At 38.3% G+C, this 25,218-nt stretch carries 18 protein-coding genes; 10 read left to right on the top strand and 8 right to left on the bottom strand.

Annotated features, from left to right (window positions below):
• Positions 1 to 77 precede the first annotated feature (77 nt).
• On the bottom strand, positions 78 to 299 hold the full coding sequence (locus EZ456_RS10635) for a cold-shock protein (RefSeq protein WP_205945069.1): 222 nt from the start codon (positions 297 to 299) through the stop codon (positions 78 to 80).
• 121 nt (positions 300 to 420) lie between these two features.
• On the opposite strand from EZ456_RS10635, the gene EZ456_RS10630 reads away from it, so the two are divergent.
• Positions 421 to 1,146 (top strand): LytR/AlgR family response regulator transcription factor, encoded by a 726-nt coding sequence (locus EZ456_RS10630; protein ID WP_131529947.1) that lies wholly within the window; start codon positions 421 to 423, stop codon positions 1,144 to 1,146.
• A gap of 134 nt (positions 1,147 to 1,280) precedes the next feature.
• On the opposite strand, the gene EZ456_RS10625 is transcribed toward EZ456_RS10630, so the two are convergent.
• Entirely contained in the window at positions 1,281 to 1,460 is a 180-nt protein-coding gene (locus tag EZ456_RS10625; protein ID WP_121285044.1) for a histone H1, read from the bottom strand.
• Positions 1,461 to 1,813: 353 nt separating this feature from the next.
• Here EZ456_RS10625 and EZ456_RS10620 point away from each other — a divergent pair, with 353 nt between their 5' ends.
• From EZ456_RS10620 to map, 3 genes are all read left to right on the top strand, one after another.
• Complete coding sequence (locus tag EZ456_RS10620) at positions 1,814 to 2,983, top strand: helix-turn-helix domain-containing protein (RefSeq protein ID WP_165501295.1); 1,170 nt, start codon at positions 1,814 to 1,816, stop codon at positions 2,981 to 2,983.
• 175 nt (positions 2,984 to 3,158) lie between these two features.
• Complete coding sequence (locus EZ456_RS10615) at positions 3,159 to 3,770, top strand: Crp/Fnr family transcriptional regulator (protein ID WP_131529942.1); 612 nt, start codon at positions 3,159 to 3,161, stop codon at positions 3,768 to 3,770.
• Between the two features lie 99 nt (positions 3,771 to 3,869).
• The gene (map, locus tag EZ456_RS10610; protein ID WP_131529939.1) at positions 3,870 to 4,670 is read left to right on the top strand and encodes a type I methionyl aminopeptidase; all 801 of its coding nucleotides are present in this window, start codon (positions 3,870 to 3,872) and stop codon (positions 4,668 to 4,670) included.
• A 108-nt stretch (positions 4,671 to 4,778) separates the two neighbouring features.
• Here map and EZ456_RS10605 read toward each other — a convergent pair whose 3' ends face one another.
• Together EZ456_RS10605 and EZ456_RS10600 are read right to left on the bottom strand one after the other, a co-directional pair.
• Positions 4,779 to 5,783: a 2-hydroxyacid dehydrogenase gene (locus tag EZ456_RS10605; protein ID WP_131529937.1), complete on the bottom strand. Its 1,005-nt coding sequence runs from the start codon at positions 5,781 to 5,783 to the stop codon at positions 4,779 to 4,781.
• A 56-nt stretch (positions 5,784 to 5,839) separates the two neighbouring features.
• Positions 5,840 to 8,599, bottom strand: a complete 2,760-nt coding sequence (locus EZ456_RS10600; RefSeq protein ID WP_131529935.1) for a glycoside hydrolase family 2 TIM barrel-domain containing protein — start codon at positions 8,597 to 8,599, stop codon at positions 5,840 to 5,842.
• A 205-nt stretch (positions 8,600 to 8,804) separates the two neighbouring features.
• Between EZ456_RS10600 and EZ456_RS10595 the strand changes: the two genes are divergently transcribed.
• The 3 genes from EZ456_RS10595 to EZ456_RS10585 all read left to right on the top strand — a co-directional run bounded on the left by EZ456_RS10595 (position 8,805) and on the right by EZ456_RS10585 (position 12,111).
• Positions 8,805 to 9,059 (top strand): hypothetical protein, encoded by a 255-nt coding sequence (locus EZ456_RS10595; protein WP_131529933.1) that lies wholly within the window; start codon positions 8,805 to 8,807, stop codon positions 9,057 to 9,059.
• Between the two features lie 17 nt (positions 9,060 to 9,076).
• The gene (locus EZ456_RS10590) at positions 9,077 to 9,268 is read left to right on the top strand and encodes a KOW motif-containing protein (protein ID WP_131529932.1); all 192 of its coding nucleotides are present in this window, start codon (positions 9,077 to 9,079) and stop codon (positions 9,266 to 9,268) included.
• Positions 9,269 to 9,405: 137 nt separating this feature from the next.
• The gene (locus tag EZ456_RS10585) at positions 9,406 to 12,111 is read left to right on the top strand and encodes a TonB-dependent receptor (protein WP_131529930.1); all 2,706 of its coding nucleotides are present in this window, start codon (positions 9,406 to 9,408) and stop codon (positions 12,109 to 12,111) included.
• Between the two features lie 324 nt (positions 12,112 to 12,435).
• On the opposite strand, the gene mnmE is transcribed toward EZ456_RS10585, so the two are convergent.
• Entirely contained in the window at positions 12,436 to 13,794 is a 1,359-nt protein-coding gene (mnmE, locus tag EZ456_RS10580) for a tRNA uridine-5-carboxymethylaminomethyl(34) synthesis GTPase MnmE (protein WP_131529928.1), read from the bottom strand.
• Between the two features lie 481 nt (positions 13,795 to 14,275).
• Here mnmE and EZ456_RS10575 point away from each other — a divergent pair, with 481 nt between their 5' ends.
• Positions 14,276 to 15,400 carry an AI-2E family transporter gene (locus EZ456_RS10575; RefSeq protein ID WP_131529926.1) on the top strand — a complete coding sequence of 375 codons (1,125 nt, stop codon included), beginning with the start codon at positions 14,276 to 14,278 and terminating at the stop codon, positions 15,398 to 15,400.
• A gap of 149 nt (positions 15,401 to 15,549) precedes the next feature.
• On the opposite strand, the gene EZ456_RS10570 is transcribed toward EZ456_RS10575, so the two are convergent.
• From EZ456_RS10570 to argS, 3 genes are all read right to left on the bottom strand, one after another.
• Positions 15,550 to 19,011, bottom strand: coding sequence for a gliding motility-associated C-terminal domain-containing protein (locus EZ456_RS10570; RefSeq protein ID WP_131529924.1), 3,462 nt, complete (start codon positions 19,009 to 19,011; stop codon positions 15,550 to 15,552).
• Between the two features lie 26 nt (positions 19,012 to 19,037).
• The gene (locus EZ456_RS10565; protein WP_131529922.1) at positions 19,038 to 19,802 is read right to left on the bottom strand and encodes a sulfite exporter TauE/SafE family protein; all 765 of its coding nucleotides are present in this window, start codon (positions 19,800 to 19,802) and stop codon (positions 19,038 to 19,040) included.
• 116 nt (positions 19,803 to 19,918) lie between these two features.
• Positions 19,919 to 21,691, bottom strand: a complete 1,773-nt coding sequence (gene argS / locus EZ456_RS10560; RefSeq protein WP_131529920.1) for an arginine--tRNA ligase — start codon at positions 21,689 to 21,691, stop codon at positions 19,919 to 19,921.
• Between the two features lie 566 nt (positions 21,692 to 22,257).
• Here argS and EZ456_RS10555 point away from each other — a divergent pair.
• A complete protein-coding gene (locus EZ456_RS10555) occupies positions 22,258 to 23,703 on the top strand; it encodes an arginine deiminase family protein (protein ID WP_131529918.1) in 1,446 nt (481 codons plus the stop codon).
• A 98-nt stretch (positions 23,704 to 23,801) separates the two neighbouring features.
• Positions 23,802 to 24,737, top strand: coding sequence for a citrulline utilization hydrolase CtlX (ctlX, locus tag EZ456_RS10550; protein ID WP_317129999.1), 936 nt, complete (start codon positions 23,802 to 23,804; stop codon positions 24,735 to 24,737).
• The last annotated feature ends 481 nt before the right edge of the window (positions 24,738 to 25,218 follow it).

The following is a 25,218-nucleotide window of genomic DNA, read 5'->3' as shown; positions in this document are numbered from 1 at the left end:
AAAGATCGCATTACAATTTATTTTTAAGCTTTCAGTTACACAGATCGGTCTGTTTTCGTTATGGATCGGTGCAAATGTTATTCAAAGCCCATATTCAGAACTACAATATTAGTAGCCTGGCATCCCACCTGCCCTTGTTCTAAATCAAAACGAACCTTTGTGCCAACAATTAAAGAAGGACGGTAAATCCCTATCAATTTCTGGTTATCTGCATAAACCATTTCTTTCCCACCATCTGGTGCAATAAATCCGAAACCACGTATTGGATTATACCATTTAATCACTCCCGTATACATCATAAGGCACTTTTTTACCTCAAATTAGTCAATAGAAAGAAAATTTTAGGCGAAACAGGATAAAGCGTTCTATTTTCGGTATGAAAAGGTGTAATTTCGTTATGTATACAAAGAAGATTTACAAATGATTAAGTGTATAGCCATTGATGACCAACAAAACTCGATTTCGGGTCTTGAAAAATATATAGCGGATACCCCGAATATGAAGCTTCTGGCGAGTTACACCGATCCAATGGTGGCCTTGAGCGAACTTAAAAAGATTGACCAGGTAGATGTGATATTTATGGACATTCAAATGCCACAGATTTCGGGCATTGAACTTTCTAAAGCAATCCGCTCTAAAACCAGGAAATTAATATTTACCACTTCTCATGAAGAATATGCCTTTGAAGCATTCGAAGCAGAAGCAGATGCCTATTTACTTAAACCTTACGGCTATGCTAAATTTGCCTTAACGGTAAACCGTGTTTTTGAAGAAGAAACAGAAAATATAGCACAGGAAAGTTATTTTTTGGTCAAAAATAAATCAGAAGACCATAAGGCTGTTTTAGTGCGTTATGCAGATATAATTGCTTTTGAAAGTTTCCACAACTATATTAAAATACATACAAAAGAGAAAATAATTATTGCTTATTTAAGTTTGAAAGATGTTAAAGAACAACTGAACATTAAAAAAGGCTTTATCCAGCTGCATAGGGGTTATATTATTTCTATCAATCATATTTTACACGTAGATGGAACAAGAATAACGCTTTCTAACCACACCAGCTTTACTGTTGGCGATCTTTATTACAATGATTTTCGTGATTTCTTTACCAATAACCTCATTACTAGTAAACGCAATAAGTAAATGTTTAAGAAGAGGAAAAGCCAAAGACTATAACGAAAAGACAAATACGCAATTATCCAGTGGCCAAGCTAAAATGGCGATAAAAAGTAAGCCCGCGTTTTTACGCGGGCTTACTTTTTAAAAGCAATAACTAATTATTTATCACTATTTTTTTTATCAGTTACTTCAGCTCTAATTTCTTGGGCTAAAACTTTTAGGTCTTGCATTGCTTTACGTACACGTGTACCTGCGGCAGCATTACCACCATCATAAAACTTAGTTACATCTGCTTCAACAGAAGAGATTAGGTCTTGTACTTTTTTAAATTTGTCCATAGTTTTTCTTTTATAGGGATGGAAACATCCACCAATTAAATAATATTGCTTTCCGCTCTACAATAAACGGGCCGCAAAACTATTGCTTTTTATAAATTATACAAACGTTTATGGCAAATCATTATTGCAAATAGTATAAATGCAAATAAAATATAACAACGATAGCAGCCATATTATCCTTATTTTAACCAAATAACGTCTAATTTTTAGCATTTTGCGCATGATGCATTTAATAATAGAATAATTATAATTAGGGTAATTTAATTTAACAATTATGTTTTATCTTGGTTGGAAATATGCAGTCTTTGAACCTTCTCGTTAGTACCAGTTGTTTATTCTTACTTTTATTCTCTATGCATCTTTTTTTTGCAAAAAAAGGGAATAAACTGCTTAACATCCTGCTTTCGGTTATATTTTTTGCCCGATTTGGTCAGATCTTAACTTCATTGCTCTTTAAATCAGATCAGCCCAATACCTTAGCTTTTTTTCATCAAACTTTTACCCCGTTTTATTATGCCGCCCCAGCCTGCTTTTATCTCTACATTACAGGCTTTCTTCAAGACCGTAAAAGTTTAAAAAAAATAGAATGGCTTCATTTTGCACCAGCTTTATTGGCTATTATTCACGTTATTCCCTGGCATTTCTCTACAATACCCGATTGGGATATGATAGGAAACCAGCTTGCAGAAAATGGTTATTACTCACTAAAAGTAAAAAGCGGATTGTTTCCACCATATTTCCACTACCTATTTAGACCGATGCTTGTGTTTGGTTATTTATGCCTTACCTGGATTGCCGTACTCCGCCTAAAAAACAACACACAACAAATAATCGAAGGTGAAGGCAGAAAATGGATCATCTTTTTTCTTCGGATTGCTACCTTCTTTCAGTTGTTTAGTTTGGTGCCCATTATTTTAAGAAGCTTACACATCCCTTATGTTAATGCTTCGTTTATTGTGCTCAACTGTTTGGCCCTACTAATCATTTTATTGTACGCGCTCCACAAACCCTATATTTTTTATGGCTATTTGCTGGTGGCTGTAGATTGGACTAAAAAACCTTCAATTAAGAAAATAGAAACCGATCAACGGGAAACTAATGCCACACCATTTCCCTTATCAGAAGAAGATTCAAAACGCACACTTACAACAGTCAAAAAAATTAATCTTTTGGATGCACAGCTGTCTGACTATGCCCTTGCCATGAAAGAAATAATGGAAGTAGAACAACTTTACCTGCTTCACGATTTTCAGATTATCGATCTGGCAGCAAAACTAAACATCCCGATACACCACTGCTCTTTTGTAATTAACAAACACATCGGAAAAAATTTCCGCGACTGGATAAACAGCTACCGGGTAGATCATTTTTTAAAACAGTATCCCCTCAAATCGGATAAAATAACCATCGAAGCTATCGCTTCTGAAGCTGGCTTTAAAAGTCTGGCTACGTTTTACAATGCATTTAAAAAAGAAACAGGCTTAATGCCTACCACCTATTTTACGCAGGAATTAAGCCGTTAACCTGTTAATAACACATTTTTTAGTCTAACGATCGTATCGTTAGAGGCCACAACCGCCCTGTATTTCACTGAATAATGAAATAGCAGATATTTTTGGGCTAGGATAATTATACGAGTATGGTGTTGCAAATGAGTATGCTTTAAACCATTCTAAAAAATTCTAACAAGCCTTAACTATGCCCTATTCAACATCATTTTTACGCCCGCTTTTCGATTACCTTGAGCAGTTCTACCCCTTATCTGAATCATTTAAGGCAGAACATGAAAAATCTTGCAAACTCATCCATGTTAAAAAGAATAAACACATTCTTTCACCAATAGACAGTAATGCCTCGTTATATTTTTTGGTACACGGGCTCGTTCGTGGCTTCGTACGCGATGGCAAAAAAGATATCAGCACCTGGTTTAGCTTTGGAAATGAATTAATCGGTGCCATACGTCATCCCGATCAACAGCTTGGTCATTCTATAGAGTATCTTCAGGCCCTGGAAGAATGTCAACTCATCTGTATTCCTTATACTTTAATCGATTCGATGTACGCAAACTATCCGGAGGCCAACCTCATTGGTAGAAAACTATTGGCGCTTCATTATTACGCAGCGTCAGAAAGATCAATCCTGGCCAGGATACCAAAAGCAATGAGCAGGTACCGCAAACTCCAAGAAAGTAATTTGGATATCAACAGAATACCGCAGCGTTATTTGGCCAGCTACCTCGGCATGCGTTTAGAAACGCTGAGTAGAATCAGAAATAAAGTTTTAACACTCGATTACAGGTTGTGTTCTTAATTTAGCGTTTAACATTTAATCATTCTAACATTCAATCCTTTTACCTCCTCAATTCTTTCATCTTTTTTCCTTTCCGCTTCTTTTACTAAATTTGCGGTAATGATTTTATATAAAACCAACGAAGAAGTAGAACTGATGCAGATCAGTGCCTTACTGGTGAGCGATACCCTTGCAGAAGTAGCTAAAATATTAAAGCCAGGTATTACAACCCTCGAGATTGATAAGATAGCTAACGAATTTATACTTGATAATGGCGCTGTACCTTCCTTTCACAACTACAATGGATTTCCTTTTCATATTATTACCTCGGTAAACGATGTGGTAGTACATGGCTTTCCAACTAAAGATGAGTTGAAAGATGGCGATATTATTTCAGTAGATGTGGGTACCATAAAAAACGGTTTTCATGGCGATCATGCTTATACCTTTATCATTGGCGAGGTATCGGCAGCGGTATTAAACCTGGTTAAAACAACTAAAGAATCACTTTTTCTTGGAATTAAAGAGGCTGTTGTGGGCAAACGCATTGGCGATATTGGTGCAGCTATCCAAAGTCATAACGAAAAGCAGGGTTACGGCGTAGTGAGAGATCTGGTAGGCCATGGTTTAGGTAAAGATATGCACGAAGATCCGCAGGTGCCGAATTATGGAAGGAAAGGTAATGGTTTACTATTAAGAGAAAATCTGGTGCTGGCCATAGAACCTATGATAAATATGGGCAAAAAAGATGTTTTTCTAGATGAAGACGGTTGGACGATCAGAACAGCGGATGGAAGTCCATCTGTGCATTTTGAACATGATGTATGCATTAAAAAAGGAGAAGCACTTATTCTTTCGAATTATGCCCCTATCGAGGCCGCAGAAAAGCAGAACAGCAACCTCAATACTTCTTATTACTAAATAGCATACAACGAACGCATGGAGATTTTGTGGTGATTAAATCTCCTTAAAACTCCCTGCGTTCATTATAGAACATTTCTATTCTCAAGCATCAAACAACCTACCTGGTTACACCAATATTGCATCTGAAACTATCTCTTCAGCATTATCTTCCAACAATATTTTAACCGTTTTTAGGGTAGACTCTGCAATTTCTGTTAAAGCCTCTTGTGTAAAAAAAGCCTGATGCCCGGTAAGCAAAACATTCGGAAAACTGATTAGTCGCTGGATATCATCATCACCAATAATACTTCCGGAAAGATCTTTAAAGAAGAGCTGTTCTTCCTGCTCATACACATCAATTCCCAGTGCAGCAAGTTGCCCGGTTTTTAGTGCTTCAATTACCTCACGTGTATTAATCAATCCCCCTCTGCTTGTATTTATTAACGTCACACCTTTTTTCATCGTTAATAAGCTATTCGATCCAATAAGATAATGGTTTTCTGGTGTAAGTGGGCAATGCAGCGAAATAATATCAGCTTCTTTTATAACTTCATGAAAAGGCAAATACTTCACTCCCGCACTTTGTAATGATTTATTCACAACAGGATCAGAAGCTAGTACACTGCAGCCAAAACCAAGCATAATTTTACAGAAAGCAGCGCCAATTTTCCCTGTGCCAATTACCCCTACTGTTTTACCAAAAAGGTTGAAACCCATTAAACCAGAGAGCGAAAAATTCTGTTCACGTACGCGATTATAGGCTTTATGGGTTTTACGGTTTAGTGTAAGCAACATGGCCACGGCGTGTTCTGCAACTGCTTGTGGCGAATAAGCCGGAACACGGCAAACGCGAATCCCGTATTGTTTGGCTGCATTCAGATCCACATTGTTAAAGCCAGCACAACGTAAAGCAATAATTTTCACCCCTTTCTGTGCCAATATGGCTATAACCTCTGCAGTTAGTTTATCGTTTACAAATACACAAACAACATCGGTACCTACTTTTATCGCGTCGACAATATGAGGACCGAGATGGGTTTCCCAAAATTCCAATTCAAAATCATAACGTTTGTTACAGCTTTCAAAAAATTCATGGTCGTAAGGCTTCGCAGAAAAAAACACAATCTTCATATCGTTAAAAATACGGATTAAATATGGTTTTGATGTGCTGTTTTAACTTATGGTTCCTAATGTTTATTCCCAAAATCAAATAATAGCGTCCCCTTAAAAGTTTTGCCATCTGTTTTGTTTTTGTGGCTCTGAGGCCCTAATAATAAAGCCGACTGGAACTTGGTACCAATGGCACTTATCCCTTTTAAGAAACCAATGCTCCCTTCTGGAAAAGCAGGTTCTACATTGTTATTACTTAGTGCCGCAGCTTCACGTGCAGGCCGGAACATTTGCAAATAAGTATCCTGATCGGGTATATAAACCGTAAATGGGGCTTCCTTATTTTCTACAGTCACCCAGTTCACTTCTGCATGATAACCTTTAAACTCAGGATATCCCCAGGTTTCGCCAGTGATCGAATTATTATAATCCTTATGCCAAACCCCAAACTGCTGCCCTTTTAATCTGTTTTTCCAAACCCTGTACGGACCACGGCCAAGGTATTTCATTCCAGTAGTTTTATCCTCGGGGTAATTAAAGGTTATGCCCATAAAATCAGCCTCGCCCTGTTGGTTAAATTGGTATTCGAGTTTTACCAGCTTTCCGGTTTCAAATATCCACTTGGCATGCAAACTACCAGCACCCTGATAGTCAGACTCGACAATATACTTTGCACCTTCTGCCCTATAACTAAAATTTTTCAATTCGGTATTTATACCCGCTAAGGCCGGACCTTTTGACAAAGAAATAACCGTATTGCCTTTAAGCACTTTCTCCAGATAACCTGTAACCTTTTCAAAATAATAGGTAACATCATCCTGTTTAATGAGGAGCGATTGGTTAGTTTCTTGGGTTTTTATGCCTGAATTGGATAGGATAGTTTCTTGCTTCTCAGCAATTAAACGGGCAGCTTTTATCGGCCAGCTCCAGGTAAATATTTCTTTTTTATCTGGCCCATAAGCAGTTAAACATAAGGCATCGCTTTGGGCCCACAATTTTGGCAAAGCCAGATCTAGCGTACCTTTTGCACCAGGTTTAAGCTTAGCAATTGCTGCTCCACTGCTATTTATTATAGCCTTTGTTCCTTCAGCGTTAGCCGATGGAAAAGTAACTAATTTCCATTTAAAAGTGCATTGATCAAGATTGGTAAAATTGAAACGGTTCTCAATAGATACTTTACCTGTAAAATCGCTATCAATTTTTGGCAGATCGATAAAAACAGGAGACCATATCTCTTTTATGGTGTAAAAACTGGCTTCCTTTTCGCGATGTGGCCCAACAATTCCATCAGGTGCATGGTTCCCATCACCATCGTAAATACCATTTTTATCTGTCCGGATTACGTTTTCATCAACCAAGGCCCAAATGAAACCACCAGCACCATGCGGATGAACTAACATTTGATTCCAGAAATCATCTAAAGCGGCACCAGCACCACCATCATAAAGCGCGTGCATAAATTCAGTCGGAAAGAAAACTTCCTTGCCTGAAGTAGCTGCCTTAGCCATATAATTATAATCTGGATAATGTTTGGTATCGGTTCCGTTAAACTTCTCCCAAGGATGGATTACTGTACGTTTCTGCGGATCGTATAAGGCATAATCATTGTCGAGATCGGTGTTAAAACCTCCCTCGTTACCATTGGCCCAAAAAATAATAGAAGGATGGTTTACATCCCTGATCACAAGTTCTTTTACTAGCCTGTGCCCAACGGTGTTATCGTATTTTGCCTGCCAGCCAGTTAACTCATTAATCACGTATAAACCTAATGAGTCGCAAACATCCAAAAATTCTGCATCTGGTGGATAATGCGACATGCGAACGGCGTTCATATTCATTTCTTTCATTAACCTCACGTCCATTAAGTGTACCTCAGGGCTTAAGGTACGCCCGCTTTCAGGCCAAAAGCTGTGGCGGTTAACACCTTTTAAAATCATTTTCGCCCCATTAACGTAAAAACCGTCGCCATTTCGCAGTTCAAGGGTTCTAAAACCGAACTTTTGTTTCACTTGATGAATAACATTCTGTTTATTTTTGATCCGCACCACCACCTGATATAGGTTGGGGATTTCGCTGCTCCATAATAAAGGTTTTGAGAAAGTAGCTTTCAGGGTTTGTAGGCCATTTTCTAAATTCACTTTCATAGCAAATGCTTTGCCTACGTTTTCACCATTTATTTTTTTTACCTGGGCTTCAAGAATATCGTCAGCAGCTAAATTTTGGCCATAAACATCAAGTTGAAAGGTACCATCGGCCTTTGCATTAACAGCAACTCTTTCTATAAATTTGTTTGGAACCGTTTCCAGGTAAACCGGCCGGAAGATGCCACCAAAAATCCAAAAATCGCTCGTTCTTTCGGCTTTATTAATGGAGGCATTTGCCGAAACTTTATCAACCGTAACTTCCAGTAAATTCTTCTCTCCAGGTTTTAATAGCGTGGTAATATCATATTTAAAACGATAAAAACCGCCCTGGTGCAGATCTCCGGCCAGCTTTCCATTAATGCTTACCTTAGTATCGGTCATTGCGCCTTCAAAAACCAGGAATACTTTTTTTCCTGTTATTTTACCCATCAGAAATTCATATCGATAAATCCCCTGTTCGTTGGCTTTAACTTTATCGTGGCCATAATTGTAGCTTCCAAAGCCTTGTAATTCCCAGTTAGATGGTACAGATATTTTAGTCCATATACCGCTTTTACGTCCGGCAGTACAATAAAAATCCCATTGTTTGGTATGATCTTTATCTGTTCCGGAAAGATAGGTCTTGGTCGTTTCTTGCGAAAAGCCCGCGTAAGAAACCAATAGCAACAATAACGGCATTAATCTTTTAATCATGATATATTTGGTATTAGCATTAAAAACAGCGTCAATTTCCCACCACTCAATAAAGGTTTTGGATTTATTAAACCGAACGTTTACAAGATAATGGAATTTGTGCTTAGATAATACTGAATAACTATCATTTTACATCTTTCATCCCTCAGGATTTTAAAAACATTAATAATTTCATAATTTTAATAGTATACCTAATTTACACGCTATGAAAAACAACAAACTATCCGAACTTACCCTAACCGAATTAAATAAACAGAAAAAGCAATTAAGTGGTCTGTTAATTGGATTTACTATGGTAATGCTGTTTTTGTTTGGTGCACTTTTATTCCTCATTATTAAAAAACAAAACTTTGTACTTCTTGCCGTTATTCCAGGTTGTGCATTAACCTTGTTACCAGCAGCAATTAAATTAAATCAGCTCAATGCCGAAATAAAATTACGCAGCTCGGAAATAAATTAAAGCCTGCAAAAAGCTAAATGGAGACAACAAGTTTAAAAGATGGCGACTACTGCGTTGTGATTAAAGGAACGCATATCGGTAAGTCTGGCAAGGTAAGCGATATAAATACCAGTAAAACAGGTCACATTACCATTACTGTTGAACAAGACAATGCGGTTAGGTTTAAAACCCTTTGCAGGAATGTAGTACAAAAAGAGCATACAAAATAAAAATACCTGAAATAAGATGGTAGTTCAATCTTAAATACCATCCGCCACCAGCTTAGGTCTGCCATTTGGCCTGATACCCAAGTGAAAGGAAGCAAAAAGACACCCCATTAATAGGTAAAACAACCAAAATCGGTAACATGTTGATTACGCTGAACTGGGTTAACATGCTGCTCCGTACTTTTATGCCACACACAAATAAATTCATGAGGGCTTTTACTAAATCGATTTTTCTACTTCTGCTCTTTGCAGGTATTTTTACAAGCAGTAATGCACAAAATTATACCGTAAAGGGCATCGTGTTAGATACTGCAGGCTTACCGCTACCTGGTGCGGTAGTCAGGATTAAATTTGGCGCGGATAGTATAGGCACCTCTGCCAATCCTGATGGTACATTTGCATTAGACAAAATTAAAGCTAAACAATTTACTTTATCTGCCGCTTTTATAGGCTACGACACCTTTATTAAACAGTATCTGATCGAAAAAGGCAATAGCTTAAACATTACCAATATCAAACTTAAACCATCGTCGAACACACTAGAGGGCGTAGTGATTTCGGGTGTTCCCCCTGTTAAGGTAACTGAAGATACCGTGAGTTTTAGCGCCAAAGCCTTTCCGGTTAGAGATGGTGATGCCGTTGATGAAGTACTGAAAAAACTACCGGGCATTAAGGTAGATAAGGATGGTAATGTAACCAGTCAGGGTTCGCCTGTAACCAAAATACGTGTTAACGGTAAAGATTTCTTCGGAACAGATGTAGCCACAGCCATCAAAAATCTTCCTGCCGATATTATAAAAAACCTTCAGTTTATCGACGATTATGGCGATCAGGCCAAACTTACAGGTATTAAAACAGGTGAGCCAGAAAAGGTGCTGAACCTTACCATTGAAGAAGATAAAAAGAAGGGTTATTTTGCCAGGGCCTCTGCAGGTGTGGGTAACTCCGATCGCTACAATACCAATATACGGGGAAATAGTATGAAAGGTGAACAACAGATTTCATTCGATGGAACTTCGGCCAATGCCAATATGCGCGGCGGCGGCGGTGATGGCATTACAACGAGAAATGTTGCCGGACTTAACTATAAAAATGAGTTTAGCAGCAAACTCTCTGCAGATGCGGGATATAATTTTAACAACAATAAAAATAACACCATTAGTTCTACCTATACACAGAGTGTTTTACAAGATGCAGGGCAAAATCCATTGAACAGACTTGAGGACGCCCGAAACAACAGTAAGAGCGACAACTATAGCCATTGGTTTGGTGGTAATTTGGAGTATAAAATAGATACGATGAATTACCTTAAAATTTCTCCAAACTTTTCTTACAATACCAATAGTGGCAATAATACGGGTAGCTCGCTTATTACCCAGGATACCTTGTCTACCAGAAGAGAAAGCAATAATTTCAGTAATTCCAATAACCTGAATGCCCGTACCAATGTATTTTACAATCATAAATTTCAGAAGAAAGGACGGAACCTGAGCTCCTGGGGCAACATCAATTATACCAATGGCGGAAATTTTGGCAATGTATATAACAAGTATTTCAATTTCGAGGGCAAAGGAGTCGATTCGGCACAAAACCTGCTGAACAACCAGAATAGCCGTAATTTAGGGCTTAACATTGGAGCATCATACATGGAGCCACTTTGGAAAAAAACCTTTTTAGAAGTAAATTACAGTTGGAACCGATCATCGACAAATAATTTAAGAGATACTTATAACGTAGTTGAAGGCAATGAAGTATTTAACCCAAAACTCAGCAATATTTATGATTATCAGTTCATTACCAATAAAGTGGGCCTGAATTACCGCTATATCGGCGAAAAACTGAATTATACCCTCGGTATTAACGCGCAGCCTGCATTGCTTCAGGGACAGAATTTAAGTAATAATGTTGAAACCCTTAACCGAACTTTTAACCTCATCCCTTCTGGCCGGTTTTCCTATAAATTTTCTAACCAGCAATCGTTAGATGTTAATTATTGGGGAAGAAATAACCAACCTGGATTTTTACAATTGCAACCTATATCCGACAATTCGAACCTGCAGAACGTGGTTACCGGAAACCCGAATCTTAAACCTGAATTTATACACAGTATCAATGCCCATTACAAGCAAGCCGATTGGAGTGTAGGAAAAGTGATCATAGCCAATTTCAAGTACGAACGTACTAACGATAGGATTGTAACCACTAAACAGCGTGTACCTGGCACGGTTAATCAGCTTACCAGTTATATTAACACCGATGGATACTACACCCTGCAAGGCGATTACGACATTAGCAAACCGCTTTCGGCAGAACGAAAGTTTACCATTGGCTATTCTGGCTCGGGTCAGCTGAACAATAACATTACTTTTACCGATGCTAGCAGAATAGAAGCCCGCAATATGGCCTGGCGCCAGGAGCTCGAATTTAGGGTAGACCTGAAAGATATTGTCAACTTTGAAATAGAAACCTCCTATTCCCAAAATCTGACCAGGTATTCGAATGATTCATTTACCGACCGCCAATCTAACCGTTTTGAGTGTGGTATAGAAGGCCGTAATTATTTCTTTAAAGACCTTACCCTAGGCTACGATTTCACTAAACAGATTAACTCAGGTTTCGATAACGGTGCGGTACGAAATCCAACATTGCTTCGTTTATCAATGGAATATAAGTTTATGAAGAACGATATGGCTGCTATTCGTGTAGAAGGATTCGATCTTTTTGATCAGAACTCAGGGATATCAAGAGATGTATTCGATAACGAAATTGTAGATAAACAAGTTAACCGATTGGGAAGGTATTTCATGTTATCATTGATTTATAGGGTGCGTAAATTTGGTGGTTAAGATTAGCTTGCATTTTTTTTACAACGAAGAGAGATTAAATATCATCTACATTATCTTCCTAAATCTGCCATACTGGCTATTTCAGAGACAGATTTTAAGCCCAAAAAAGCATTGATCAAAGTAATGAACGGCTGTTTGGTACGGACTGTCAAGGAGTTGCAGGAAGTTCATTTCAGGCCATTATCCGGCAGGGGATTTTCCGATAACGACTCAAAATTCATACTCTGAAAATTTAGAGAATAAATATATTAAATGAAACTAAAAAAAGTTAAAAACCTAGGTCGTCACAATATACGATAATACATTTAAAAACCTGACAAACAACTATTTACCGATACAGAACTTCGTAAATATATTCTCCAACAAATCATCAGTAGTAACTGTACCCGTAATCTCACCAAGATAATGTAGCGCCTGTTTAATGTCCATTGCTAAGAAATCAGAGGTAACCGGATTATCTACATTAGCCAAAACCCTTTGCAGGGCATGTTCGGTTTGTTTTAAAGCTTCTACATGGCGGATATTGGTAACCAGGGTTTCGCTGGTATTAATGTGGTGCAAGTTAACCTGCTCTAGTAGCGTAGTTTTAAGTTCGTCGATACCTTGTTTTTCTTTAGCAGAAATAAAAACAACATTTAAAGCTTCGAAAGCTTTACGCTGCGCATCAGCGATGAGGTCGGCTTTGTTTACCAAAATTAAATAGGGGATAGCCAACTGTTCCAAGCCACGTACCTGTTCTTCGATTTCTGAAATACTTTGAGCGGCATCGGCCATGTAAATGATCAGTTTGGCCTGTTTCATTTTTTCTAGCGTACGTTCTACCCCTAAAGCTTCAATAATATCGGCTGTATCGCGGATTCCGGCCGTATCGATAAAACGGAAAACAATGCCACCAATGGTCAGTTCATCTTCAATGGTATCGCGTGTGGTTCCCGCAATATCAGAAACGATAGCACGTTCTTCGTTAAGGAGGGCATTCAATAGGGTAGATTTACCCACATTAGGTTTACCTGCAATAACAATGGGAACCCCATTTTTAATTACATTTCCCATTTCGAAAGAAGAGATCAAACGCTGTAAAACGTAATTAATTTTGTTCACCAGGTTTTTTAGCTGTTCGCGATTGGCAAACTCTACATCCTCTTCTGCAAAATCAAGTTCGAGTTCGATCATCGAAGCGAAATGGATCAATTGTTCGCGTAATCCTTTTAATTCGTTGGCAAAGCCACCCCGCATCTGTTGCATGGCTACATCATGGGAGGCTTTGGAATTTGAGGCAATTAGATCAGCTACTGCTTCTGCCTGACTAAGATCGAAAGCGCCATTTAAAAAAGCGCGTAAGGTAAATTCGCCAGGTTTGGCGGCACGGGCACCTTTGCTAATCAACAGGTTAATAATCTGTTGGATAATATAGTTAGAACCATGACAGGAAATTTCTACCACGTTTTCTTTAGTATACGATTTAGGCGCTACGAATAAACCAGCCACTACTTCATCAACAATATGATCGCCATCTTTAACCAAGCCAAAGTGTAAAGTATGCGAGGCCTGCTTTTCTAAATCTTTTCCTGCAAAAACGGTATTGGTAAGGGAAATAGCCTCCGGACCAGATAAACGGATAACGCCAATGGCGCCAGAACCGGAAGGAGTAGATAAAGCAATAATGGTATCTTGATTGTTCATGTGCGGTATTAAAGCTGCAAAAATAAGGCTAATCTACCGGTATATCGTGGGTGGGAAGTAATTTTTTTAAGCATTGCTTAAACGGTTAATTGTTTGAAATCGGTTAACTGGTGCCAAAATCCGAACCTCTACCAGCTCTTCGAATCCGCTCAAGGTGATAGATTGTAAAAATCGGTCGTCATTTCGACTGGAGCGCAGCGAAATGGAGAAATCTTTGAACTATCTAATAAATATAGTTCAAAGATTTCTCCACTGCGGTCGAAATGACGATTTATCTTAACCTGTCATCCCAACTACTTTGTTTCTTTACAAAAACTGACCTCTCATGGTGACATATCGAAGGGGAATCGGTTAATTAACTCCAAACGCCAAGCTCCCAACTCAAAACTGAAACGCAACCATTCATTTTCCAATATTAAAGCTTATCTTAAAACATTTTGACACCGATTGTGTTTAAAACTCAAATCAGATTAAGCTTTTTATGACTAACAATTTACCCCTAACCGTTAAACGATCTATAGAATTATTAGGTCTGATGGCCATCGTAGCCGTTATGGTAATCGGAAGAGATATTATCATGCCAGTATTGATGGCTTTTTTTATCAGCATTATGTTGCTACCGGTGTATCGATTTTTAAAAAGAAAAAAGATGCCCGAAACGCTGGCCATCATTCTATCCATTTTATTGGTAGCGCTCTTTGTAGCTTTGATTGTTTGGTTTTTTTCGAACCAGATTGGAATGTTGGTTAAAGATTTCCCGCAGATAAAGGAGAACGTAACACAGCATATTAATTCATTAAGCGATTGGATTAGCCGTATTACCCATTACGACGATAACCAGCAAAAAGCCTTTATAAAGACTAAAAGCGACGATTTGATGAACATGGGAACCTCGCTGGCAGGTGGTGCTGCTGTAACGTTAAGTGGCATTTTTGTATTTATCGGTTTATTACCCATCTATATTTACCTGATGCTTTTTTATAAAGACATTTTATTGCGCTTTATTTTCATGTGGTTTAAAACCGACGATCATCCAAAAGTGAAAGAAGCGATTTATGAAACCGAATCGATCATTAAAAGCTACCTAATCGGTCTGTTAATCCAGATCACCTATATGACCATTTTATTGGGCGGGATATTGATGTTAATCGGTATAAAACATGCCCTGTTAATCGGGGTAATCTTCGCCATATTAAACCTGATCCCATATGTGGGTGCTTTAATTGGTAACTTAATCGGGGTACTGTTAACGCTTACTTCATCTCAAGAATTGTGGCCGGTAATCACTGTTTTAGGTGTTATTGCTTTCGTTCAGTTTTTAGATAATAACATTTTGATGCCGCGTATTGTTGGCTCGAAGGTAAAAATCAATGCCTTATTTGCCATCCTCGGGGTATTTATCGGGGGCAGTATAGCTGGTATTTCCGGGATGTTCCTCGCACTACCGATTGTGGCGGTACTTAAAGTTGTTTTCGATCGAACAGAGTCGTTTAAACAATGGGGTGTGTTATTAGGAGATGAGCGCCCAGCCAAAAGCCCAATGACTTTTCCAAACTTTAGGAAGAAAAAACCTGTGGCAACTAAATCGGGGATTGAAGGGAAATAGTCCGTAGTCCAAAGTCTTTAAATAGAAAAGAAAAAGCATCACTGGATTAAACTAGCGATGCTTTTTTGTCAATCCTTTTTTACATTACATATTGGGCCAATTCACCAAATAAAGATGTAGCATTTATTTTTTTGCTTACCAAGTAAATATTAATATAATAAAGTTATCGATCCTGTAACTATTTCACACGCTTGACTTAATTTTATGATATAGTAATATACACCTACTGGAAGTCTAGAACCCTTAATCGTTCCATCAAACGGCATGGTATATCCCACAGATTCATAAACCTTATTTCCTACTCTATTAAAAAATTGAATGTGTGCCTTTGGATAATTTTCAATACCCTTTAAATTCCAAATATCATTAATACCATCGTTGTTAGGTGAAATCGAATTTGCTACAGTCAATCCTGATAAGCCAACTGTAATTTTCACTTCCATTTTTCTACTTTCGCAATCGCCGATACGTTGAGCAATAAAGTAATTTTTATCACCTCTGACATTAACTTTAAAAATCCCGCTAACAGAAACGTCTATAGGAAATGAAGCCTCTTCACTTTCATAAAGGGCATAGCTGGTGGCTTTTGTCGATCCACTTGCCCGCAAAGTTGCTTCGCCCGGTGAACAAAGTTGAATTGGTGTAACAGTTGGTGCTGTAATTTGGCTGGTAAGATTATCAACCACAAAATTCGAAATCAATGGCGAGCAATTTAAAGCATCAGTAGCTTCCAGTTTATAATTGCCTTTGGGTAAATTGTATATGTCTAAATTATTGCCAACCTGAATACCAGCGTCATTAGTCCATTTATAGCTATAAGGTGCAAGGCCACCACTAATTTGCATTCCGGTAATACTTCCCAATCCTTGATTACAATTATCATCTGCAATACGAACATTGCTATTTACTAAAGCAAGTTCAGCTTGTCTATTAACGCTGTAAGTAATCAGATATATTTCGCAACCATAATCATCTATTCCATAAACACTATAATCTCCAGCGTCTACGTTCTCAAGTACAGCTGTATTCCCCCCAACGGTCTTACCTGATTTGTCTTCCCATCTATAACTTTTTGGCAGATGGCTTGTATTTTGCATCGTAATTATGATTTTTCCATTGTTTAATCCACAAGAGGCATCGGTAATTATCTTTGTAATGCCCCTAGCATCGATCAAATTTGGCTGTGTAACTAAGGTAAGACCATAAGTTTTATTACATGACTGATTTGAAGCTGTTAACTGGTAACTTCCGGAAGGCACCCCTTCTAAATCCAGCTGACTACCAACTACTTGACCACCAATATTTTTCCAGGTAAAGGAATTAGCTCCAGTTATTAGCAAACCTTTTATACTTCCATTATTACCCGAACAAGTAGGATTGAAAACTTGTTTCTGGCTATCATTAATGGTAATGGCGTTGGCATCCGGAATGGTAATGACCTGTGTAATTATCGCTCCGCAACTGGATTGGTCTCTAACTTCTAAAGTGTATTTGCCGGGCGGCTGATTTACCAAATCCTTAATGCTTGCAACCTGCACATTGTTTTCGTTTTTCCATTTATAGGTTAAAGTGCCGCTTCCAGTTGCCATTATTCCCGTAATACCTCCAGAATTTGTACCACAATTAGCTGGCGTTATAGATAAGGAAAGCAGGCTAACGCTTGGTCCGGAGCTAGATGTTAAGTTAACCGGCCCATAAGTCTCTGTACAACTGTTATCCAATGTGGATATTGTTAAGGTATATCTTCCGGGCGTAACATTTGTTAAATTTAATGTTGTAGCTACTTCGGTACCCAATTCATTTTTCCAGCTGTAAACTGCAGGTGATGAGGTATTATTTACAACCTGTAAACCTCTAATGTTGCCACCAGTACCACAAGCTGGATTTAGTATCTGAACATTTGTGGCATTTGTTATCAATCCTTTTTTAATTTCAAACCATGGTGTTACTTCACTACAATCTCCATTAACTGCTTTTAACCGATAAGTACCAATTGGCACATTTAAAAGGTCTTTCTCCCTACCCACTACATTTCCATTAATATCTAACCACTCTACATTAGCAGCACTTAATGGCAACACACCTGTAATTGAGCCCATATTAGAACATGCATGAATAATCTTAACCCCAGAAACATCAACCCTGGTTCGGGTAAATTCTGATGTGGAGCCATTTAATGTTGCAGAAGCAATTACCGATCTTAAAATATTACCATTATAGTTCCAGTTGCCATTGGCATCAGCCGTGGTACTGGCAAAATAGGTTTCCGGAGAACATGTTCTACACAAGTCGCTGTAAAAAAGTTCTATTGTTGAGTTTGGTGTAGCCGTACCAGATACAGCATTTGCGGTGAAATTTTGAATATTTACCACTGGAATTGTACGAGAGCTATTTGTAAATATCATTGGATATGCACCAACTGTACAGAAAAAGCTATTCTTATTCACTGAAACAGTTGAATAGGGCCAAACATTTACCGGCTTGCAATAGGCGATGTAATTTGCGTCTGCCGGGTCTTGCCCACCAATAACTACACCATCCGAATAGTAAACAAAAACACCTGTTGAAGCTCGCAATCGCTTGGTTAGGCTCTTGTCAATGCCAATAAAATTCCTTTTGATACTTACGGGCATCCCGTTATTTAAAAGGTTAATTGCATATCCTTCGCTAGAAATGACATTATCTTCTATACTTATTGTATTTTTACCATTAGGGTTGCTTGTTAACACACTAAAACCTGATGACAATGGCGTTGCAATATCTCCAGTAAAATTTGTACCAATTTTATTATTTCTAATCTTTATCGTTGCCGGAGTAGAATATAATGGGTCATTATTTGAATTGTAATTGCTCTGGGAGAAATTGATACCTTTTGCAAATACATTTCCTTCTGCAGGACTAGTTCCGCCAATATCTACTAGTCCATATATATAATACATCGATTGAGCTCCAGAAAAAGACATCGGCAATGTCACACCATCAGATTCAAAACCAATAATATTGGCCTGAACTGTTAAATTTTCAGAATAATACTGAATTTGTCCACCAGTTAAATGAACATTAACACCAATTTCATGTGTAAAGCCACAAATTACATTCCCTTTTCCGGCCGCCCCAACTTTTATATTTTTTGCCTGTCTTAAACATATCCCTTGCCGTTGTTCCCATCTTCCTGGCGCAGTGGTTGGTAATAAATTTATGATGTATATGCCATAAATACCTACATCATTAACATTTATCAATGTTAATCCATAGTAAGTAGTTAAATACGAAAATGACATTTTTATTTGCACTTTAGCTGTACTTACACCAAAAAAATTACCCGATTGTGTCGATCCATCGATATCCAGATTCGAAGAAACATCAGGCAATTGACTTAACAAGGTTATGGTTCTTCCGCTTTCACTTTGATCTGCTAAATTAAAATGAATAAAATCTTTATCGGCACTGCCATTTGCAGCCGCTTTGATTAATGCATCTCTTAAAGTTCCCGAACCAGCATCTGCGTTTGAAGTTACAATAAAAACCTCTCCACGAGTGTCTAAAGAAAAAAGAATTAAAATCGCAAGTAAAAAAGAAGCGAGAATAAAATTAAACGTTAATCTAATCATAGATAAACAAATCTACTAAGATTATCTTATTTTAATAACGCATCATAAGCAAATCTTAAAATTGTTCCGAAAACAACGATCAGAAAAAACACACGGACAAATTTATTTCCTTTAAGTAAGGCCAGTTTTGTACCGAAGAAAGCACCGGTTAGGTTAAACAGCGCCATCGGTATGGCGTATTGAAACAGGATATGCCCGGTAGAACTGAAATAGATAATGGCCGCCAGATTAGTGGCCATATTTACAATTTTGGCATGTGCGCTGGCCCCTATAAAATCGAAACCCAGAACGGCAATAAAAACCAAAATCAGAAAAGAACCAGTGCCTGGTCCGATTAAACCATCATAAAAACCAATCAATATCCCAAATAAACCAGCCATTAAAACCTGTTGTTTAAGCGAATGGTCTTTCTCCTGGTGGATACCAAATTGTTTATTAAAATAGGTATAAAGTGCAACTAAAATCAGTACAACGAGGATTACAGGTTTAATGACCGAATTATCTATCCTACTTACCAAAAATGCACCCAGCAATGCAGCAAAGAATGCAGTAAGCACACAGGCAGCAAGTACCTTATAGTTAAAACGAACCTGTTTCGAATATTTGAAAGCGGCTAACGTTGTACCTGCCATTGATGGGATTTTGGTAGTCCCTAAAAGCGTGGCCACGGGGTAATGTGGTAAAATAAGTAAAATGGCGGGAGTTTGTAATAAACCACCGCCACCTACAATAGCATCTATAAATCCGGCAGCAAAAGCCACCAGACAAAGTAAAACCAGTTCGTACATCATGAGCCAGGATTATTAAGATGATAGGATTTCAAGAGCATATCTATCATTTCACTTTTAATACTACATCTTACCTCTTCCATCTTACCTCTTCCATCTCCCATCTTACCTCTGCCATCTTACATTCTTTCCGGCGAAGTAATCCCTAAAATCAGCATTCCGGCATGAATGATATCTGCCGTTTTTTTGCTCAGGTTTAATCGGAACTGTTTCGTTTCACCTTCTTCGGTTTTTACAATCGGCGGTACCTCATGGTAAAACTTGTTGAACAGTTTAGCCAGTTCGTATAAATAGTTGGCCAAACTTGCCGGACTGTAAGCCTTAGCCGCAATGGCAATTTCTGCAGGGTATTTCGCCAGTTGCAGAATCATTTCCAATTCTACATCCGATATTCCTGAAAACTGCTCACTGCCAACTGCGAACTTGTAATCCGACTTAGTCAACAGCGATTTAATCCGCGCATGCGTATACTGAATAAACGGTCCGGTATTCCCCTGAAAATCGATACTTTCAGCCGGATTGAATAATAAACGTTTTTTAGGTTCAACCTTTAAAAGGAAATATTTTAAGGCACCTAAACCTATATTTTTATACAGCTCTTCCTTGTCTTCTTCACTAAAATCGTTGGTTTTACCCAATTCTTCCGTTTTCTCGCGGGCAGTGCTTACCATGCTTTCAATCAACTCATCAGCATCAACAACTGTTCCTTCACGGCTTTTCATCTTACCATTTGGCAAATCAACCATTCCGTACGATAAATGGTATAAACCTTTTGCCCAGCTTTTGCCCAGTTTCTCTAAAATCAGGAACAACACTTTAAAGTGGTAATCCTGCTCATTCCCTACCACATAAATCGACTCATCCATATTGAAATCGTCGTGTTTCATTTCGGCAGTACCTAAATCCTGTGTAATGTAAACCGAAGTTCCATCAGCACGCAAAACCAGCTTTTGGTCTAAACCATCGGCAGTTAAATCGATCCATACCGAACCATCTTCCTTTTTAAAGAAAACACCTTTGGCCAAACCTTCATCAACAGTACCTTTTCCTAACAGATAGGTATTACTTTCGTAATAAAATTTATCAAAATCAACCCCAAGATTTTTATATGTCACGTTAAAACCAGCGTAAACCCACTCGTTCATGGTTTTCCACAGCGAAACCACTTCCTCATCGCCTTGCTCCCATTTCAACAGCATTTGTTGTGCTTCTTTGATCAATGGAGCATTTTTCTTGGCTTCTTCTTCTGTTTGTCCTTCGGCTTTTAAAGCTTCAATTTCTTTTTTATATTCTTTATCAAAAATGACGTAGTATTTTCCTACCAAGTGATCGCCCTTTAAGCCTGTACTTTCGGGTGTTTCGCCATTACCCCAATTTTGCCAGGCCAGCATCGATTTACAGATGTGGATACCACGATCGTTAACCAGGTTTACCTTCACCACATCGTAACCGTAAGCTTTAAGCAGTTCAGAAACCGAATAACCCAATAAATTATTACGCACGTGCCCCAGGTGAAGCGGTTTATTGGTATTTGGCGAAGAATATTCGACCATTACCTTTTTACCGTTTGGTGCATACACACCAAAATCGGGCGATAAAATTTCCTCATTAAACTGTTGTAAGAAATAACTTTCAGCAATGCTTAAGTTTAAAAAGCCTTTAACCACATTAAATTTAATAATATCGGCTACATTAGCAACCAAATATTCGCCAATTTCAGTGGCAGTTTGCTCTGGCGATTTCTTCGAAATTTTGGTAATCGGAAAAACAACAATTGTTGCCTGTCCTTCAAATTCTTTACGTGTTTCTTGTATGTTGATTACACCTTCGGCTACTTCTTCCTTATAAAGTTCAAAAATGGCTTTCTGTGTTTCGGCAATAATAAAATTCATGGGCCAAAAATATGTAAAAAAGGTGGAAGGTGAAAGGTTTAAGGTGGAAGGTTTAAGGTGGAAGGTTTTCGAGCTTTTAAAGGGTTTGGAAAGGTACTGTAGTGCAAATCGGTCCAGATAGTCCTTCTTTTCGCTATAGTCCCGACTGAAGGAATCGGGAACTGCCGCTATTAAGGTTTAAAGGAGGTTGGTTCTGTGTATAAAAAAGTCCGAAGTCGGGAGACCGAAGTCCGAAGATTTTTTATCTTAAATTTCAACTTTCATCGTTTTTAAAGGGTTTGGAAAGGTAAGTAGTGCCAGTGGGGCCCGATAGTCCTTCTTTTCGCTATAGTCCTGATTGAAGAAATCGGGAGCTGCCGCTATTAAGGTTTAAGGAGGTTGGTTCTGTGTATAAAAAAGTCCGAAGTCGGGAGACCGATGTCCGAAGAGGCAATCCCTGTAAGTATAAACCTCATTGGTCTTCTAACTTTCCCAGCACCTATTTTCAAACTATATCTTCGGACTTTCGGACCCTGGACTTTCGGACTCTCAAAAATTCTAATAGATTTGCAATAACTAACTTTTTTATGAGCGAGCAGAACCCAAATTTTAAAGTGAGCGTAAACACCGAAATCGGCAGATTGCGTAAATTATTAATACATAGTCCTGATAGTGGATTAGGCAAAGTAGTACCCTCTAAGGCACAAGATTGGCTTTTCGAAGATATTGTACATTTAGATACCATCCGTAAAGGCGAATACGATTATTATATTAAACTGTTGATGTATTTTCTTGATCCTGAAAAGATTAAAGGAAAATTGGCTGAAATAGATTCTGAAGCATCAGACCGTAATTTTTATAAACCCAACCACCCCGATTTTCACAATTCTAAATCTGTAATTGAGATTCAGAACCTATTAAGTGAAATGTTGGAGAACGAATCCATCCGTAAAAAACTGGTAGCAGCAGTTTGTGCTATCGAAGGCTGTACCTATAAAGTACAGTTAGAATTAACCAATACCGATCCAAAACAATTGGCGGAGATTTTTATCTCCGGAACATTGGCCAACGATACCATGATTTTTGCACCAATCCCCAATTTAATTTTCACCAGGGATGTAGGTACCACTATTAACAACCATATCTTGTTAAATAAACCGGCAAAAAAAGCCCGGGTGCGCGAAACACTTTTAATGCGTTATATTTTCTTCAATCACCCTTTGTTTGAGGACTATCGCAATAACATCCTCGAAATTCCGGATGTAACCATGCACTTTTTACGCCCTGGTGATGAACCTGCTTTCAGTACCACTTTAGAAGGTGGCGACGTAATGATGGTGAGCCCCAACCACGTATTAATTGGCTGTAGTGAACGGACATCAGAACATGGTGCCAACGAAGCCATTAAGTTATTGTTCGATCAGGATGTGGTAGAAAAAGTTACGGTGGTAAAAATACCGAGCAAACGTGATTATATGCACCTGGACACTGTTTTTACACAGGTTAAACGTGATACCTGGGTAATTTTAAATTCGATTGCCCATTCACCAAAATATAATCCTTACGAGCCGATCAACTTTTTAAAAGAGCCCGAAAAGCTTGAAGCGACCACTGCTATTCAGTTTACAAAAGCCAATCCGAGCGAACCGAAACACTTTGAACATGTAGAAGCTTTATTAAATGATATTAGCCAAAACGATTTAAAAAGCACTGAACCAACAAAAATCATCTACAGCGGAAATAATCAATTTCCTTACGATTCGAGAGAACAATGGACGGATTCCTGTAACCTTTTAGCCATTAAAGAAGGTGTTGTTTTAGGTTATGATAGAAACGATAAAACAGTAGAGGCTTTTAAAGCTGCTGGCTTTGATGTGGTGGATGTTAAAGATTTAATCCAGGATTTAGAAAGCGGCAAAGTAAATGCCGAAACCATAACCGATACGTTGATTTTAATGCCTTCGGCAGAATTATCGCGTGCCCGTGGTGGTTTCCATTGTATGAGCCTGCCGATTTTAAGAGATAATTTGTAATTAGTGACCCGTCATCCTGAATTTATTTCAGGATCTCCTAATTAAGATCCTGAATTTATTTCAGGATCTCCTAATTAAGATCCTGAAATAAATTCAGGATGACGCATAAGAAGAAGAAAATGCAGACCACCAACCACATCCTCATGATCCGCCCTGTTGATTTTAAGTTCAACGAGCAAACAGCGGGAAATAACAAATTTCAAAATGCATCTACTGAAACCAATGTACAAACAGCGGCTTTAAAAGAGTTTGATGCCTTTGTTGATTTACTACGTAAAAACAATGTTGATGTGAAGGTAGTAGATGACACCTTACAACCTGAAACGCCTGATTCTATTTTCCCGAACAATTGGGTTTCCTTTCACGAAGACGGCTCAGTATATCTTTATCCGATGTTTTCTGAAAACCGCAGGTTAGAACGCCGGATAGAAATACTGGATGGCCTGAGAGAAAATTTCGAAGTTAATCACATTACTGATTTAAGTTTTTACGAAAAACAATATGCGTTTTTAGAAGGTACAGGAAGCATGGTGTTAGATCGCACCAATAAAATTGCTTACGCCTGCTTAAGTGTGCGCACCGATGAAGAAGTGCTGAACAATTTCTCCATGCTCACCGGATACGAACCAGTGGCATTCCAGGCGGTTGATGAAACGAATTTCCCGATTTACCATACTAACGTAATGATGTGCATTGGTGACTGCTTTGCAGTAATCTGCCTTGATTCTATTAAAAATCCTGAAGAAAAGTTAAATGTAACCATCAGTTTAAAAGGCGCTGGTAAAGAAATCATCGAAATCAGCTTGGAGCAGATGAATAAATTTGCGGGCAATATGTTGCAGGTTACCAATGCAGAGAACGAAAGCTTATTGGTTATGTCGGAGCAGGCTTATTTATCATTAAATGCTGAGCAGATTGCAGCGCTTGAACAATATAGCAGAATTATTTATGCACCATTGTATATCATCGAAAAAAATGGTGGTGGCAGCGCAAGGTGTATGCTGGCTGAGATACACTTGCCGAGTAAATTGTAGCTAAAAAGATTAGCTGGTGGACCAAAGCCATGGAAATGAGTTATTAAAATCAGTCGTCATTTCGACTGGAGTGCAGCGAAATGGAGAAATCTTTGGACTATGTTTATTGGAAACTTTAAAGATTTCTCCACTACGGTCGAAATGACGATACTTTTCAAAATAAAGACTTTTTCTTTAAAAAGTTCGCACTCGCTATTAAACCCCAAATAGCAGTACCAGCCCAAATACATAAACCTGATCGGAACGAACATCCCGATTTTTCTTCGGGATAAAGTGGAGAGCAGGACTAACCCAAACCGATAAAAACAGGAACCTGCTTTCCAAATGATCAAAAAACATTCATATCTGTTTATATTTCAACGCCGTGGTTCGTGCCTCCACGAACCATTTTTATTTTTGCCACAGAATCACAGAAAACACTGAAAATCTGTCGCATAAGTACGCTCGCTATTAAACCCTAAATAGCAGCAATATCCTAATT

The organism is Pedobacter psychrodurus (assembly GCF_004331735.1).
Taxonomy (GTDB): Bacteria; Bacteroidota; Bacteroidia; order Sphingobacteriales; family Sphingobacteriaceae; genus Pedobacter; species Pedobacter psychrodurus.
Note: the sequence above shows the minus strand (reverse complement) of the source record. Positions and strands in the feature narration are given on the sequence as shown.